The organism is Actinopolymorpha sp. B11F2, assembly GCF_040195635.1.
Classification (GTDB): domain Bacteria; phylum Actinomycetota; class Actinomycetes; order Propionibacteriales; family Actinopolymorphaceae; genus Thermasporomyces.
This window is the reverse complement of the sequence record NZ_JBEFTX010000009.1, coordinates 99,278-114,880: the sequence shown is the minus strand read 5'-3', so window position 1 is coordinate 114,880 and position 15,603 is coordinate 99,278. Positions and strand designations below refer to the sequence as shown.

Below are 15,603 nucleotides of genomic sequence, written 5' to 3'. Positions count from 1 at the left end.
GATGAGCGGGGCCGACCGGGTGAGCGGCGCTGGCGGACTGCACGGCGCTGACCGGGTGAACGGGGCTGACCGGTACGACGTCCTCGTCATCGGCTCGGGCTTCGGCGGCAGCGTGACGGCCCTGCGGCTGACCGAGAAGGGCTACCGGGTCGGCGTACTGGAGGCCGGCGCACGGTTCCACGAACCCGACGCCGCCGGTGGCCCGGCCGCACCACTGCCGCGGACGTCGTGGGAGCTGCGGCGGTTTCTGTTCGCGCCACGGCTCGGCTGTCTCGGCATCCAGCGGATCACCTTGCTGCGCGACGTGCTCGTCCTCTCCGGTGCGGGCGTCGGCGGGGGATCGCTCGTCTACGCCAACACGCTCTACGAACCGCTCGCCGAGTTCTACGACGACCCGCAGTGGCGCGACCTCACCGACTGGCGGAGCGAGCTCGCGCCCCACTACGACCAGGCGAAGCGGATGCTCGGCGTCACGACCAATCCCACGACCACGCCGTCGGACGTCGCGATGCGCGCGGTGGCTGACGAGATGGGGGTCGGAGAGACGTTCCGGCCGACGCCGGTCGGTGTGTTTTTCGGCGCTCCCGGCACCCCGCCGGGCACCGAGGTCGACGACCCGTACTTCGGTGGCGCCGGGCCGCGCCGGCGGTCCTGCCTGGAGTGCGGTGAGTGCATGACCGGCTGCCGGCACAACGCGAAGAACACCCTGACCCGCAACTACCTCTACCTCGCCGAACGCGCCGGTGCCGTCGTCCACCCGCTGACGACCGTGACCGCCGTCCGCCCGCTCGCCGCGAGTGGCTACGCCGTCGACACCGAACGCACGGGGTCCCGCGCCGGCAGGGAACGTCGTACGTTCACCGCGGACCAGGTGGTGTTCGCGGCGGGGGCACTCGGCACCCAGGAACTCCTGCACCAGATGAAGGCCGACGGCTGGTTGCCGAATCTGTCAACCAGGCTTGGCGTCCTGACGCGCACGAACTCCGAGTCGATCGTCGGGGCGGTGGCACACCACCACGACGTCGACTACTCGCGTGGCGTCGCGATCACCTCGTCTTTCCATCCCGATGCCCACACCCACGTCGAACCCGTGCGCTACGGCAAGGGCAGCAACGCCATGGGGATGCTGCAGACCGTGCTCACCGACGGCGGTGGGCGCCGGCCGCGCTGGGCGACCTGGCTGGGCACGGTGGCGCGGAATCCCGTCGCCTGGCTGCGGACGTTCAACCTGCGCCACTGGTCCGAACGCACGATCATCGCGCTGGTGATGCAGTCCTACGACAACTCGCTGACCGTCAGCCTGCGACGTGGACCGCTGGGTCGTGGATCACGCCTCACGTCGCGGCAGGGCCACGGCCGGCCCAATCCCACCTGGCTCCCGGCCGCCAACGACGTCGTACGCCGGCTCGCCACCCGCATCGGCGGCACCCCCGGCGGCACGGTCGGGGAGGTCGCCAACATCCCGCTGACGGCGCACATCATCGGCGGCTGCGTCATCGGTGACTCGTCCGCGACAGGGGTCGTCGACGGCTACCACCGGGTGTTCGGCCATCCGGGCCTGCACGTGGTCGACGGTGCGTCGGTGTCGGCGAACCTGGGCGTCAATCCGTCCTTGACGATCACCGCGCAGGCGGAGCGGGCGATGGCGTTGTGGCCCAACCGCGGTGATGCCGACCCCCGCCCGCCGCTCGGTTCTTCATACGTGCGCATCGAACCGGTGGCTCCCCGGCAGCCGGTGGTCCCGGCGGCCGCGCCGGGCGCTCTCCGCCGGACCGGTCCGATCGCCCCGCACCTGGTCGACTGACTGCCTGCGTGTCTGCGGCTTGTCCGCCCTCGTTCGACTGACCGCCACCACCAGCGCGATGGCGCACGACGCCAACATCGGCGAGCGTTCGCCTCAGCTGTGCAGCTCCGTCCGCAGCTCGTGGGCTCCGTCGCGGCGGCGGGCCTCGTAGTAGAGCCGGTGACCGCCGCCCGGCAGCGCGAGGATCTCCAGATAACGCACGTCGGCGAACGGGCCGCCGTCGAGCGCCCGCAACTGCGCGCCAGCGCCGGTGGGGACCGCGAGGCCCGTACGTTCGAGCCAGTTCTCCGCAGGCGTCGCCCGTCCGTCGTAACAGGCGCGCCCGTCCGGCAGCACGGTGGTCAGCCGGGCGCCGCGCGCGTCCCACTCGCCAGGGCGGGCGGCCAGGACCGTGCCGTGGTTCCGCCAGCTGATGCCGTCGTCGGACGTGGCGTAGATCGTCGACATCCGGTCTTCGGCACCCGGGATGTCGAGCGGGTGGCGGCAGACCCACGCCTGCCAGTCGCTTCCGTTGTGTCGGACGATCGGATCCTTGAATGCCTCCAGTGGACCTTCCATCTCGAGGCGGCGCAGACTCGCGGTGGCCAAGCCCGCCAGGTCGCGGGATTCCTGCAGCCCGATCCACCAGGCTTTGGTGCCCGGCTCGGCACAGGAGTGGTAGAGCCGCCATCCGGTCGCGGTCCGCACCAGAGCCGCCCGCTCGACCATGGCCACACCCAGAGCCTTTGACGTCATCTCGGTCAGGGTTTCGAATCGGACCCCGTCGTCGGAGCGGGCCAGGACGACGCGGTCGCCGGCGGCGTCCCGGACCCGGTAGGTGAGCAGCGTCGCGCCGTCGGAGCCCAGCATCGCCGTCGGCGCACCTGCCCAGCGCTGTGTCCCTTCGGCCGGGGCGGGTACGGCGACCTCGCTGGAGGTCAGACCTGGTATCGGAAATGCGGTGATGTCGTTCATGGCGCCCAGTGTCGGGCCGCGTGGGCGGCGCGGGACACTGGCTGGAATGCCGAGGGTCCGGAACATTCGGCCAACCGCAAACGTCCTGGGTGTACGGAAGATGCACGGCAGCCACGTGACCTGCTCGAGTGTGCGGAAACTGTAGGTTCTGCGGCGGAGAACCTACAGTTTGCGCACACTCGGTGAGGCGGAGCGTGATGGCGAAGGGTCGGAAGGTTCGCGTGGAATCCGTCGCCGCGTTGGTCGGCTCGCGTATCGCGGGATTCGAGCTCGGCATCCTCTGTCAGGTCTTCGGCCTCGACCGGTCCGACGACGGACTGCCGGGCTACGACTTCGCCGTCTGCGGCCCGCGCCCGGGGCTGGTCCCCACGACCTCAGGCTTCGCTGTCGAGGTGTCCCACGACCTGAGCCGGGTCGCCGAGGCCGACCTCGTCGCCGTCCCGGCGTGGCCGGACCTCGACGCTCCGCTGGACCCGGCCATCGCGACCGCGCTGCAGGACGCGTACGCCCGAGGTGCCGTCCTGCTCTCCGTCTGCAGCGGCGCGTTCGCCCTCGCCGGCGCGGGCCTGCTCGACGGTCGCAGGGCGACGACGCACTGGCAGTTCGCCGACCGGTTGGTACGTCGGTTTCCGCGCGTACGCATCGAAAGGGACGTGCTCTACGTGACCGACGGTCCGGTCCTGACCAGCGCGGGTGCGGCGGCGGGGATCGACGCGTGCCTGCACCTCGTCAGGCGAGTGCACGGATCAGGGACGGCGAACGCCCTCGCCCGTCGGATGGTGGTGCCCGCGCACCGTGAGGGCGGCCAGGCGCAGTACGTCGAGATGCCGCTGCCGGCGGTGCCCACGGGTGAGGGAATGGCGGAGGTCCTCGACTGGGCCGCGGAGCACCTGGACCGTGACCTGCCGGTCGCGACCCTCGCCCACCGGGCGGGGATGTCGGTCCGCAACTTCGCACGCCGATTCCGTACGACCACGGGGACGACACCCCACCGCTGGCTGTTGGAGCAGCGCCTCCAACGCGCCGAACTTCTGCTCGAGACCTCCGACCTCACGGTCGACGTCGTGGCCGAACGGTCAGGCTTCGGCAGCGCCGACACGCTACGACACCACTTCGCCCGTCGCCGGGGTACGACTCCCCACGCGCACCGGCACGCGTTCCACGTGTAGGGGTCGCTGCCGGGCGGAGGTCAGTTGCCGGGCGGAGGTCAGCTGCCGGGCGGAGGTCAGCTGCAGGCGGAGCCCGCTCCGGTGTCCTTACCGGCGCGGACGGCGGCGGCGGCGGACAGGATGTCGTTCATCACGGAGAACAGTTCGCGATAGTGCTGGTCCAGCTCGCCGAGGTCGGACGACTGGACCTGCTGGTCGCCGACGACCAGGAACAGTTGGAGCTCGTCGGGCGTCGCGGTCGCCCACTTCTTGCCGTCGCGGCTGCGTGCCTTGGGCGCGGGAGACTCGCTGGCCTGCTGGGCGGCCGCGTCGAGCCGCTGCTTGGTCTTGGGGTTGACCGTGCAGGTCATCGGTTCCTTGCCCCGGCTCGTCAGGGTCACCGTGCCGTCAGGCTCGACGGTGAGTTTGTCGTCGAAGCCGGCGATGCCGCCGGTGCGGTGCAGGACGAGGGTGGAGGGCGACATCGCGGGTCCCGACTCGGTGGCGCTGGTGGTGGCGGTTGGCTGCCCGGCGTCCGGTGATGTCCCCTGCTCGGTCCCGCATGCCGCCAGTGCGACGACGAGGACCCCCGTGACCGCGGCGCAGGGTAGGCCGCGTCGCAGAACCGAAAGCATCATGGTCCTGCGACGTTCCGTGTACTGGTGTGGTTCCGTAGGTCGAAGATCGGCATCTTCCCTGGTCAGCGGCCGATCCGGGCGAACCGGACCGGCGGGGCGGGCAACAGGTTGCCTCCCCGGGAGGTCGTCGCTCGGCGAGGCAGGCACGACGGGCGATCACCACGCCGGGGGTGGGTGGTCACGCGGGGTGGGGCGGTCACGCGGGGTGGGGCAGGCAGAGGCATGTGCAGGGCCCGGCTCCAGCAGGCGAGGAGCCGGGCCCTGACTAGGTCGTACGAGGCACCGCGAGGCCGCGAGCGGTTGCCGTCGTACGGACGGAAACGGGCCGGACAGGCCGACCTATGCCCCGTCGCCCTCCCAACGACTGAACCGACTGTCGAGTTACGACCCTCCCGAACAATTGTTCACCGCTTTTCCGAAGGCATCCGGTTGGACGCCATCTGAGGCGTGCTGGCGGGCTTGCGCTGGCGGCTGTTCGGATGAGGGCGCCCCTGCGCCAGTGGCTGTTCGGATGAGGGCGCCCCTGCGCCAATAGGTTCGCGTGCGGGGACCCCTCATCCCGTCGCAACCTCTGGATGAGGGGCCCCCTCACACAAGGCAGTGCTGGTCGTCCGGACAGATCGTGAGGGTGCTGCTAGGCCAGCCAGTAGCTCTCGGCGTACTGCCGAAGGCCGAGGCGCCGGGTCACCGCCTGCGAGCTGAGATTGTCGTACGACGTGCTGTAGAGCGGCACCCGCCCCGAACCCTCGATCGCGAGGCGCCAGGCGTTGACGACGGCCGCTCCGAGGCCCTGCCCCCGGTGGTCGACGTGCGTGTTGACCCCCGCTTCGGCCTCCCGCTCGGTCGTGCGCGAGCTGAACCCGGCGGCCACGATCCTGCCGTCACGGACGACCGCGAAGAGCGGGCGATGGTGGTCGAGATCGGTCCGGAAGTCCTCGAACGGATGGCCGACGAACAGGTCGCGTTCTTCCCGGATCTCCACGACGTCGGGGTGCGGCTCCAGAGCGGGACCGTCGAAGGCGTACGCCGGTCCGTGCCACCGGTTCGTGATCGGCCCGTCCTCCTCGACGGCGGACCTGAGCGCGGCGTAGATCTCCGGATCTGGGGTCGGATCCGACAACGGTGGAAGGTCGCGAGCGCGTCGGCGCAACTCAGCGGCGAGCGCCGGATGGAGGTCGTGGCGAGGGTGGCAGAGGGTGCCGGCTCTGCTTCGGGCGACGAAGACCCTGGGTGCTTTCGCGGGCGGCGTCTCGTTGGTCTCGGCGAGGAGGCCGTCGCCGGTGGTACGGAAGAGCGCCCGCACATGGGCCTCGGCGAGCTGGACCGGGGACAGGCTCGCGGCCATGGCAATTCCTCCCGGATCGGGCGGACAGGGGCGTACTCGGCTGCTCCGCCGCGCCGGACGGTTCGGGCGACTCGGCTGGTCCGCCGCGCCGGACGGTTCGGGCAGCCGCAGGATGAGATATGTGCCCGACTAAACTCGGAGCGGTCAGATCCGGGCCAGTAAAGCAGGCCGGCACACCCACTCGCACACCCAATTGGGCACGGCCATTTCCGAAGGGTCATCGTGACCGACCACGATCTCGTTCTCGTCGTCGACTACGGCGCGCAGTACGCCCAGCTCATCGCTCGCCGGGTCCGTGAGGCCCGCGTCTATTCCGAGATCGTCCCGCACACCACGCCAGTCGCGCAGCTCCTCGCCAGGCGCCCGAAGGCGATCATCCTCTCCGGCGGGCCGCAGTCGGTCTACGCCGAGGGCGCGCCACAGGTGGACCCGAAGCTGTTCGCGGCGGGCGTACCCGCGTTCGGCATCTGCTACGGCTTCATGGCCATGGCGCAGGCGTTGGGCGGCGAGGTGGCGAAGACCGGGCGGTCGGAGTTCGGGCGTACCCTCGTCACCGCCCACGAACCCCGGAGCGGCGCCCTGCTCGCCGGCGTGCCCGCACAGTTCCGGGCATGGATGTCCCACGGCGACGAGGTCGTACGCCCGCCCGCCGGCTTCACCCTCGCGGCATCCTCGGACGGTGCGCGGGTCGCGGCGTTCGAAGACTCCGAGCGCAGGCTGGCCGGCGTGCAGTGGCATCCGGAGGTGCTGCACTCCGAGCACGGCCAGCAGGTGCTGCAGCGGTTCCTCTACGACATCGCGGGATGCCGTCCCACCTGGACGATGGTCAACATCGTCGAGGAGACCGTCGACGCCGTACGCGCCCAGATCGGCGACAAGCGAGCCATCTGCGCGATGTCGGGCGGCGTCGACTCCTCGGTCGCCGCGGCGCTGGTGCAGCGGGCCATCGGCGACCGGCTCACCTGCGTGTTCGTCGACCTCGGGCTGCTGCGCAAGGGCGAGGCCGAGCAGGTCGAGAGCGACTTCGTCGCGGCCACGGGGGTGAAGCTCAAGGTGGTCGACGCCGCCGAGCAGTTCCTCGGCGCGCTCGCCGGTGTCGACGACCCCGAAGACAAACGCAAGATCATCGGCCGTGAGTACATCCGGGTCTTCGAACAGGCCGCACGCGAGGTCGTCGCCGACGCCGGTGCCCACGGCGAGGCTGTCGACTTCCTCGTGCAGGGGACGCTCTACCCCGACGTCGTGGAGTCCGGCGGCGGCGAGGGCGCGGCGACCATCAAGTCCCACCACAACGTCGGCGGGCTCCCAGACGACCTGGAGTTCTCGCTCGTGGAGCCGTTCCGGGCGTTGTTCAAGGACGAGGTACGCCAGGTCGGCGAGCAGCTGGGCCTGCCGGCGGAGATCGTGTGGCGGCAGCCGTTCCCGGGGCCTGGCCTCGCGATCCGGGTGGTCGGCGCCGTGACGAAGGAACGACTGGAGATCCTGCGGGCGGCAGACGCGATCGCCCGCGAGGAGCTGACGGCGGCCGGGCTCGACCGCGACATCTGGCAGTTCCCGGTGGTGCTGCTGGCCGACGTCCGATCGGTGGGTGTCCAGGGTGACCAGCGGACCTACGGTCACCCCATCGTGCTGCGCCCCGTGACCAGCGAGGACGCCATGACCGCCGACTGGGCGCGTCTGCCGTACGACCTGCTCGAACGGATTTCCACCCGGATCACGAACGAGGTACGCGAGGTGAACCGCGTCGTCCTCGACATCACCAGCAAGCCGCCCGGCACCATCGAATGGGAATGACGCGGCACGGTGGGGCGTGCATCGTGCGAGATTGCGCCATGCATGGATGACCCTCATGGCGAACCTTGGTGGCGGGCAGGCCGAGGATGAGGGTGGTCTGGTACGACGAGTTCGGCGCGAGTCCTGAGGTTCGCGAGGTCCCCGACCCGACTCCCGGGCCTGACGACGCGGTGATCCAGGTGGCGGCGACCGGTGTGTGCCGCAGCGACTGGCACGCTTGGCAGGGGCATGACCCGGACGTCGCACTGCCGCACGTCGGTGGCCACGAACTGGCCGGGACGGTGGCTGCGGTGGGTGCGTCCGTACGCCGGTGGCGGGTCGGCCAGCGGGTGACGGTTCCGTTCGTCTGCGCGTGCGGGACCTGCGCGGAGTGTGCGGCGGGGAACCAGCAGGTGTGCCGACATCAGAGCCAGCCCGGGTTCACCCACTGGGGTTCGTTCGCCGATCTGGTGCGCATCGAGCATGCCGACGTCAATCTCGTCGCGCTCCCGGATTCGCTGGCGTTGGCGGTCGGTGCCTGCCTTGGCTGCCGGTTCGGCACGGCGTTCCGAGCTGTGCTTCGCCAGGGTCGGGTGACGGGCGGGGACTGGGTTGCCGTGCACGGTTGCGGCGGCGCCGGGTTGTCGGCCGTGATGATCGCTGTCGCCGCTGGCGCCCGGGTAGTAGCGGTGGACGTGTCACCGGCGGCGTTGGCTCTTGCTCGCGAACTCGGTGCGGTGGCCACCGTAGATGCCGCGAGGGACGCCGTGACGGAGGAGGGCGTGGCGAGGGGGGACGTGGCGAGGGAGGGCGTGGTCGAGGAGGACGTGGCGGCCGCGGTCCGGGAGGCGACGGAGGGTGGCGCGGACGTCTCGCTCGACTGCCTCGGGATCCGCGAGGCCTGTACCGCGTCGATACTCGGCCTGCGTCGCCGCGGACGCCACGTGCAGGTGGGTCTCATGCCGCTCGGACCGGCGGGGATACCCATGGACCGGGTGATCGCGTACGAGCTCGAGATCCTCGGCAGTCACGGGCTTCCTGCCTACGACTATCCCGCGATGCTCGCCCTCATCGAGGCCGGTCAGGTACGGCCCGAGCGTCTCATCGGCCGGCGGATCGACCTGGCCGGGATACCGTCGGCGCTGGCCGCCATGGGTTCGGGAGCCCCTCAGACGCCAGGCATCACCGTCGCCCAGCTGCTGCCTTGACGCCGGCCGCGCCGCCCTCAGCCGGCCCACCACTGCCACTGCCTCGGCCCCGTGATCATGATCGTGATCATGTAGGAAAACGGGGTCTATGCGCCGCAAGACCTTCATGATCATGAAGCCTGGATCGACACCGAGGGCCCGCCCTCTCGATCATGAAGAGAAATGGAGCTGTGCGTACGCAGATCCTTCATGGTCACGATCATGATCACGGGGAAGGGTGCGCAACACTGGACGCATGGCGGAATCCCAGGCACCACGGCAGGGCGCGAACCCGACCGCACCCGTGAACTCGACCGCACCCGTGAATGACTCCGCACCAGTGAATGACTCCGTACCCGTGAACGAGTCCAGGCCCGCGACGGCGGCGCAGTTGCCGAAGGAGACCGGGAAACGCGGCGAGTTCGTACGCCAGGCCAACCGGTTCACCGACCGGGTCACCGCCGATGCCTCGTCAGGATGGCCCGCCGAGCCGGACCGCTACCGCCTGGTCTGGTCCCGGGCCTGCCCGTGGGCGCACCGCGCGGTCATCGTGCGCCAGCTGCTCGGCCTTGACGACGCCCTCTCGCTCGCGACCGTCGATCCGATCCGCGACGAGCGCGGCTGGCGGTTCACACTTGACGCGGGCGGCCGGGACCCGGTGCTCGACATCGCGTTCCTGGCGGAGGCGTACCACCGGACGGACCCCACGTTCGAGGGACGGGTCACTGTTCCCTGCCTGATCGACGTACCCTCCGGCACCGTCGTGACCAACGACTTCCCGCAGATCACCCTGGACTTCTCCACGCAGTGGAAGGACTTCCACCGGCCGGGGGCCCCCGACCTCTATCCGGAGGACCTGCGCGAGGAGATCGACCAGGTGGTCGCCGCCATCTATGACGACGTCAACAACGGCGTCTACAAATGCGGCTTCGCCAGTTCACAGCAGGCGTACGAAAGAGCCTTCGACACGCTCTTCGCCCGGCTCGACTGGCTCGAGGACCGGCTACGCAACCAGCGCTACCTCTGTGGCGACGGCAGCCGGTTGACCGAGGCGGACATCCGGCTCTTCACGACGCTGGTGCGTTTCGACGCCGTGTACCACAACCACTTCAAGTGCAACCGGAACAAGCTGACCGAGCAACCGGTGTTGTGGGCGTACGCCCGGGATCTGTACCAGACCCCGGGCATCGGTGAGACGGTCGACTTCGACCAGATCAAGCGGCATTACTACCTCACCCATCACCAGATCAACCCGACCGGTGTGGTGCCCAAGGGACCCGACCCCACGGGGTGGACGCTCCCGCACGGACGCGGATAGGAGCGACGGCTGGTCGTTGCCGGCACCAGCCGTACCTCCGGCCGATGCCTCCAGCCGAAATCTCCGACCGATGCCTCCGACCGAAACCTCCAGCCGGTCTCCCATCCGACGTCCGTCCGAGAGCCCGTCGTCGTGGATCGGTCCTGCGTGAGCACTGCCATGGTTCTGACCACCGCCGGTACGGCGTGACCGGTCAGGCGCCTTCCTCGGGGATGATGATCCAGCCGGCCAGGTAGAGCAGCAGCCCCGCGCCACCGAAGATCACCAGCGCGACCATCCCGAGCCGGACCAGCACCGGGTCGATGCCGGCGTACTTCGCCAGGCCGCCGCAGACACCGGCGACCATGCGTTCGTCCTTCGTACGAACGAGCTTCTTGAGTGGGGGAAAGGACTCTTTTCGCAACGGAGTGGTTTCGTTCATGGCTCAAGCCTCCTCGATCTGAGCGTGAACGGCTATCCGGAAGTGTCCTGATCACGCCCTACGGTTGTCCCCGAAGCGTGTCGGGGGGTGTCGTGAGGGTTGGCGACGGTTGCGCTGCAGCGACATGGCGACGCCGACGCCCCCGGCGCCGATCAGGACGACAGGGAGCAGCCAGCCCAGGTCGGCGACGCGGAGCGCGCCACTGTGGAGCAGCAACCAACCCAGCGCGAGGCCGCAGCACACCAGGCCGGCGACGAGGGCGGCGATGTTGGCCGGATGCCTCCCGGCCGGAGGCTTACTCCCCACGATGCACCCCCACATGGCCCATACCGACGTCGATGTTCAGCACGAGTTCACCACCTCCGGGTCCGTCGTCGCCTCGATCGATGATCTCCCGGGAGACACCGAACCCCTCCGACGTACCCGCGTCGAACTCCCTTGTGACTCCTTCAGCCGCGTCGCCCTGCTCACTGGCCGCGTCACGTTCTCCTGGAGCCGCAGGTGCGCGCGGTGGCCGAGGCGGCACGGGCTCGGGTGGGAGGGCGCGGCCGAACAGCGAGATCTCACCGAGCCCGACGTCGCCCTTGAAGATCACGTCGACATCCGGGGGTACGACGATGAGGACGTCGCCGACGCCGACGTCGATGGAGGACTCGACGTGCTGCCCATCGCGGAAGGGCACCGCACTGAGATCGATGACCAGCTCACCGACGCCGTAGTCGTAGCTGCCCTGAATCGCACTGACAGACGTCGGATGCACGGTCAGGTCCACCGCCTCGCCAGGCCACCGGTCGGCCAGGCTGGCCGCAGGCAGCGCCAGGGCGAGGACGACACCGGAGGCGATCAACGCTCTGGTCCGGCCGAACCACGCGCCCAGGATCAAGCCGAGACCGACCACACCGAGCGGACCGGCGATGTAGGCACCGAGCGGGACGTCCTCCTGCAGGTCGGCGAGCGCGAGCACCATCACCAGCAGGAGCGCGGCCGCCATCGTCCCGGCGAAGAGCCACGACCGCTTCCGCTCGCCGTCGCTGCGGATCGCCGTGGACCTGACCTGGCGCGGGGGAGTCGCGGGCGGGGGAGTCCAGTTCTCCGGTGGTTGGGCCAGTTCGACGTCCTGGATCTCCAGGCCCAGGGGGTCCGGCTGATTCCAGAAGGACGCGGGAGCGGGTTCGGCCGTACGCCAGGAACCAGTCGGAGCGTCGGCCGCACTCGTGGGCACCCAGGAGCCCGGGTCGGCGACGTCCAGCGGCCTGGTGTGGTCCCACGTCGAGCGAGTCGGTTCGGTGGCCGCAGGAGGAGAGGTGATGTCACCCGTGCCGCCGGACGCACCCGAGGTGCCGGCGCCGGCTGCGGTTCCGGGTGGGAACGTCCCGCCGGAGCCGCCAGGTTCTCCCGGCCGGTCTGACGGAGCGGCGCCGCCGCCGTCCTGTTCGGCGTTGCGGCGGATCAGGGCGTACAGGCCGAGCACACTCAACACGAGCAGAACCGGGACGTGCCACGGAAATCCCCACCAGGGAACGCTGAAGATCACGAGGCCCAGGATGACCAGACCACCGACGACGATCGCGTTGTCCGGTGCGCCGTTGCGGCGCCGGCCGAGCTGTTGTTCGAGGATCGACAGGTCCTCGCCGTCGTCCGGCACGAGCAGCCAACCCGCCGCGTACAGCAGGACGCCGACACCACCGAAAAGCGCCAGGATGACGCCGACCACCCGGAGGACGACCGGGTCGATCTGGAGTCGAGGACCGAGGCCCGCGCAGACGCCCGCGAGGAGCCGGCCGTCGCGCGCGCGGCGAAGTGAGCGGAGCTCTGCCCGGAGCTGGTCCTGCCCCCTTCCGGTGCCTGTCCCTGACCCCGCGGGAGCACCCGTGTCGGCGCCTGACTCAGCGCCCGTGTCGGTGCCTGACTTGTTGCCTGTCTCCGCGCCTGTCTCGTTGCCCGTCCTGGCGCCAGCGCCTGTCTCGGCGCCAGCGCTGGGCGAGGGGGACTGATCGTCGGGCCATCCGGATCCCGCGGGCGGCGTGGTGGCAGGCATACCCCGATCCTCCGGGCCGTTGGGGCGGCGGCGCCATCCGGGATGACCCTGGGCTTTACCCCCGGGCCGCCTGGGGTGAAGCGGGGGGCCTGTCCCGGTGGCTCAGCAGCGCTTCTCGTGTGACCATCAAGGAGGACAGCCGGGCGCGTTGCCGCTCGCTCGGCGTCCACCGGCGCCGCCCGACGATACCCGGGCAAGTCGGCCCGTACGCCCCAGGAGGCCACGATCTTCACCGACGCACGAGGCGCACCAGTTGGTACGCCACCGGTCGCCGCGGCGCGGAGCACCGCTCCCCGCTGCTACCGGCGTGCCGACGGGAAGGTTCTGGGCGGAGTTGCCGCCGGGCTGGCCGATCACCTGGGACTTCAGCTCCTGCACGTACGCCTGGGCCTGGTCGCGCTGACCGCGGTCGGCGGCTTCGGCCTGTTGCTGTACGCCGCGCTCTGGGTCGTACTCCCTCAGGAGCCCGCGGTCGAGGAGGCCACGCAGCCGGCCGGTGTCGCGGCGGCCACCCGCAAGGGGCTCCGTCGCGAGCGTGCACCTGGCAAGAGACGCCAGGACACCGGTCAGTTGGTGTCGATCGCCGTCCTGGCGATCGGCATCATCGCGATCTACCCGCACCTCGGCGGGGTCTCGGCCCAGGTGTTCTGGCCGCTCATCCTGGGCGGTGTCGGCCTCGCGCTGCTGTGGCGGCAGGCCGACGAGTCCCAGCGTGCCCGGTGGACCGCGTCCGCCCCGCCGCGCTGGAAGTGGATGTGGCCGCTCGTCAGTACCCGCGGCTGGGTCATGGTTCTCCGTACCGTCGTCGGGCTCGCCCTCGTCATCGCCGCTTTGTCATGGGGACTCGCCTCCGTCGGCGGCATGAACGAGGTCAACGCGGCTCTGCTTGCCGTCCTCGGCGCCGGTATCGGGGTCGGCCTGATCGTCGGCCCGTGGGTGTGGCGGCTGGCTGGAGACCTGTCCGAGGAGCGGAGGGTACGCATCCGTTCGCAGGAACGCGCCGACATGGCCGCGCACCTGCACGACTCGGTCCTGCAGACGCTCGCGTTGATCCAGAAGCAGGCCCATGACCAGCGTGCCGTCGTTCGCCTGGCGCGGGCCCAGGAGCGCGACCTTCGGCAGTGGCTCTACGGCGAACAGGAGGACGCCGACGCGACCCTGCGCAGCGAGCTGCGCCGGGCGGGAGCCGAGGTCGAGGACCACCACGAGATCCCGGTCGAGGTGGTCATGGTCGGCGACGCCCCGATGAACCCGACGCTGACGGCCGTTGTCCGCGCTGCCCGGGAGGCGATGGTCAACGCCGCCAAGCACTCGGGCGCGCCGCGGATCGACGTCTACGCCGAGGTGGAGCCGGCGCGGGTGGAGGTCTTCGTCCGCGACCGCGGGGTCGGGTTCGATCCGGAGCATGTGGGTGCGGACCGACTCGGTGTCCGTCGCAGCATCTACGAACGCATGGAACGCCACGGTGGCAAGGCCGACATCAGGAGCACACCCGGTGAGGGAACCGAGGTGCACCTCCTGGTCGACCAGGCCGCCGCCAACTCTGGCTCGAGCTCTGGTTCTGGTTCTGGCTCTGGCTCGGGTTCTGGTCCTGGTGCCGGGTAGAGCGGCCACCGTGAACAACCATGATCCTGTTCAGGCTTTGAAAGGATGACCTCGTGACGACCAACCCTGACAACCGGCGCCGGATCGTGCTCGTCGACGACCACGCGATGTTCCGCACGGGCGTACGCACCGAGATCGGTGCCGCGGTCGACATCGTGGGGGAGGCCGGCGACGTCGACGCGGCGGTCAAGGTAATCCTCGCGACGAAGCCGGAGGTGGTCCTGCTCGACGTCCACCTTCCCGGCGGCGGTGGGGCCGAGGTCTGCCGGCAGGTGCTGGCGGCCGAGCCTGACGTCCGGTTCCTCGCGCTGAGCGTGTCCGACGCCCCGGAGGACGTGATCGGGGTGATCCGGGCGGGCGCGCGCGGTTACGTCACCAAGACCATCACCGGGGATGAGATCATCGATGGCGTACGCCGGATCGCCGACGGCGATGCTGTCTTCTCACCGCGGCTGGCGGGATTCGTGCTCGACGCGTTCGCCGGCGCGGTCGACCCGGGCAGCATCGACGAGGAACTCGACCGGCTGACCCAGCGCGAACGCGAGGTGCTGCGCCTGATCGCGCGCGGCTATGCGTACAAGGAAGTCGCGAAGGAACTCTTCATCTCGGTGAAGACCGTGGAGACACACGTCTCGTCCGTGCTGCGGAAGCTGCAGCTGTCCAACCGTTACGAGCTGACCCGCTGGGCGACCGACCGCCGCCTGGTGTGAAGGCGGCGCTGAACGCCTGGCTCCCGTGAGCTGATCCCGCTTGGCCACCGACCGCCGCCTGGTGTGAGGCCGCAGGGGCTGAACGTCTGGACCGGTGGGCGCCGGTCCCCTGATAGGTGAGGGGTAGCGGCACGGGGACCCCTCGTCCAGAAGATGGCTGCCCTCGCTATGATCGACGGGCGTACGTACTACCAGACGTAGTAGTGCGAGCATGGCGGGTCTGACGAGAGGCAGGGGTGCAGTTCCATGGAGATCCTGCGCCAGGTGCTGGTGTTCATCCACTTCGTGGGTCTGGCGAGTCTGCTGGGCGGGTTGCTGGTCCAGATGAAGGGGCCAGAACGCCGGATCCTTGCCGCGATCCTGCACGGCGCGCTGACGCAGTTGGTGTCCGGCCTGCTTCTGGTCGGCGTACTCGAGGGACTCGACGACCCGGCTCACCCGGTCGACAACGCCAAGATCGGCGTCAAGCTGCTCGTCGTCCTCGTCATCACGGTTCTGGCCTGGCTCAACCGCAAGAAGCCCACAATCTCCAACGGGCTGTTCTTCGCTCTCACCGCACTCACGCTCGTCAACGTCGCCGTCGCAGTCTTCTGGACCTGACGCCGCCGACGTGACGTCCTGAACGTGACGCCCTGACCCGGCTCCCAAAACCTGGCAGCGCT

The 15,603-nt window shown here is 69.9% G+C and carries 15 protein-coding genes; 9 read left to right on the top strand and 6 right to left on the bottom strand.

Annotation, left to right across the window (positions count from 1 at the left end; genetic code table 11):
- Window position 1 precedes the first annotated feature (1 nt).
- Window positions 2-1,804 (top strand): GMC oxidoreductase, encoded by a 1,803-nt coding sequence (locus ABN034_RS17770; RefSeq protein WP_349692115.1) that lies wholly within the window; start codon window positions 2-4, stop codon window positions 1,802-1,804.
- Window positions 1,805-1,897: 93 nt separating this feature from the next.
- Here the strand turns inward: ABN034_RS17770 and ABN034_RS17765 are convergent, their stop codons facing one another.
- Window positions 1,898-2,758, bottom strand: coding sequence for a glycoside hydrolase family protein (locus ABN034_RS17765; RefSeq protein ID WP_349692114.1), 861 nt, complete (start codon window positions 2,756-2,758; stop codon window positions 1,898-1,900).
- A 221-nt stretch (window positions 2,759-2,979) separates the two neighbouring features.
- Between ABN034_RS17765 and ABN034_RS17760 the strand changes: the two genes are divergently transcribed.
- On the top strand, window positions 2,980-3,927 hold the full coding sequence (locus ABN034_RS17760) for a helix-turn-helix domain-containing protein (RefSeq protein WP_349692113.1): 948 nt from the start codon (window positions 2,980-2,982) through the stop codon (window positions 3,925-3,927).
- A 56-nt stretch (window positions 3,928-3,983) separates the two neighbouring features.
- Here the strand turns inward: ABN034_RS17760 and ABN034_RS17755 are convergent, their stop codons facing one another.
- On the bottom strand, window positions 3,984-4,544 hold the full coding sequence (locus ABN034_RS17755; RefSeq protein WP_349692112.1) for a hypothetical protein: 561 nt from the start codon (window positions 4,542-4,544) through the stop codon (window positions 3,984-3,986).
- A 634-nt stretch (window positions 4,545-5,178) separates the two neighbouring features.
- Window positions 5,179-5,889: a GNAT family N-acetyltransferase gene (locus ABN034_RS17750; protein WP_349692111.1), complete on the bottom strand. Its 711-nt coding sequence runs from the start codon at window positions 5,887-5,889 to the stop codon at window positions 5,179-5,181.
- Between ABN034_RS17750 and ABN034_RS17745 the strand changes: the two genes are divergently transcribed.
- From ABN034_RS17745 to ABN034_RS17730, 4 genes are all read left to right on the top strand, one after another.
- The gene (locus ABN034_RS17745) at window positions 5,888-6,022 is read left to right on the top strand and encodes a hypothetical protein (RefSeq protein ID WP_349692110.1); all 135 of its coding nucleotides are present in this window, start codon (window positions 5,888-5,890) and stop codon (window positions 6,020-6,022) included. The two genes, ABN034_RS17750 and ABN034_RS17745, sit on opposite strands and share 2 nt — an antisense overlap.
- 89 nt (window positions 6,023-6,111) lie before the next feature.
- Window positions 6,112-7,683 (top strand): glutamine-hydrolyzing GMP synthase, encoded by a 1,572-nt coding sequence (gene guaA, locus ABN034_RS17740; protein ID WP_502879059.1) that lies wholly within the window; start codon window positions 6,112-6,114, stop codon window positions 7,681-7,683.
- An 86-nt stretch (window positions 7,684-7,769) separates the two neighbouring features.
- Window positions 7,770-8,870 carry a zinc-dependent alcohol dehydrogenase family protein gene (locus ABN034_RS17735; RefSeq protein ID WP_349692109.1) on the top strand — a complete coding sequence of 367 codons (1,101 nt, stop codon included), beginning with the start codon at window positions 7,770-7,772 and terminating at the stop codon, window positions 8,868-8,870.
- Between the two features lie 337 nt (window positions 8,871-9,207).
- Complete coding sequence (locus ABN034_RS17730; RefSeq protein WP_349692108.1) at window positions 9,208-10,167, top strand: glutathione S-transferase family protein; 960 nt, start codon at window positions 9,208-9,210, stop codon at window positions 10,165-10,167.
- Window positions 10,168-10,360: 193 nt separating this feature from the next.
- On the opposite strand, the gene ABN034_RS17725 is transcribed toward ABN034_RS17730, so the two are convergent.
- Genes ABN034_RS17725 through ABN034_RS17715 form a run of 3 tightly spaced genes read right to left on the bottom strand, consistent with a single transcriptional unit; the run spans window position 10,361 to window position 12,626 of the window.
- Window positions 10,361-10,588 carry a PspC domain-containing protein gene (locus ABN034_RS17725; protein ID WP_349692107.1) on the bottom strand — a complete coding sequence of 76 codons (228 nt, stop codon included), beginning with the start codon at window positions 10,586-10,588 and terminating at the stop codon, window positions 10,361-10,363.
- Between the two features lie 51 nt (window positions 10,589-10,639).
- Window positions 10,640-10,894 carry a hypothetical protein gene (locus tag ABN034_RS17720; protein ID WP_349692106.1) on the bottom strand — a complete coding sequence of 85 codons (255 nt, stop codon included), beginning with the start codon at window positions 10,892-10,894 and terminating at the stop codon, window positions 10,640-10,642.
- Window positions 10,884-12,626, bottom strand: a complete 1,743-nt coding sequence (locus ABN034_RS17715) for a PspC domain-containing protein (RefSeq protein WP_349692105.1) — start codon at window positions 12,624-12,626, stop codon at window positions 10,884-10,886. The genes ABN034_RS17720 and ABN034_RS17715 overlap by 11 nt, the downstream gene beginning before the upstream one ends.
- 225 nt (window positions 12,627-12,851) lie before the next feature.
- Between ABN034_RS17715 and ABN034_RS17710 the strand changes: the two genes are divergently transcribed.
- From ABN034_RS17710 to ABN034_RS17700, 3 genes are all read left to right on the top strand, one after another.
- On the top strand, window positions 12,852-14,231 hold the full coding sequence (locus ABN034_RS17710; protein WP_349692241.1) for an ATP-binding protein: 1,380 nt from the start codon (window positions 12,852-12,854) through the stop codon (window positions 14,229-14,231).
- Between the two features lie 53 nt (window positions 14,232-14,284).
- A complete protein-coding gene (locus ABN034_RS17705; protein WP_349326852.1) occupies window positions 14,285-14,941 on the top strand; it encodes a LuxR C-terminal-related transcriptional regulator in 657 nt (218 codons plus the stop codon).
- A 246-nt stretch (window positions 14,942-15,187) separates the two neighbouring features.
- Complete coding sequence (locus tag ABN034_RS17700) at window positions 15,188-15,541, top strand: hypothetical protein (RefSeq protein WP_349326854.1); 354 nt, start codon at window positions 15,188-15,190, stop codon at window positions 15,539-15,541.
- Window positions 15,542-15,603 lie beyond the last annotated feature (62 nt).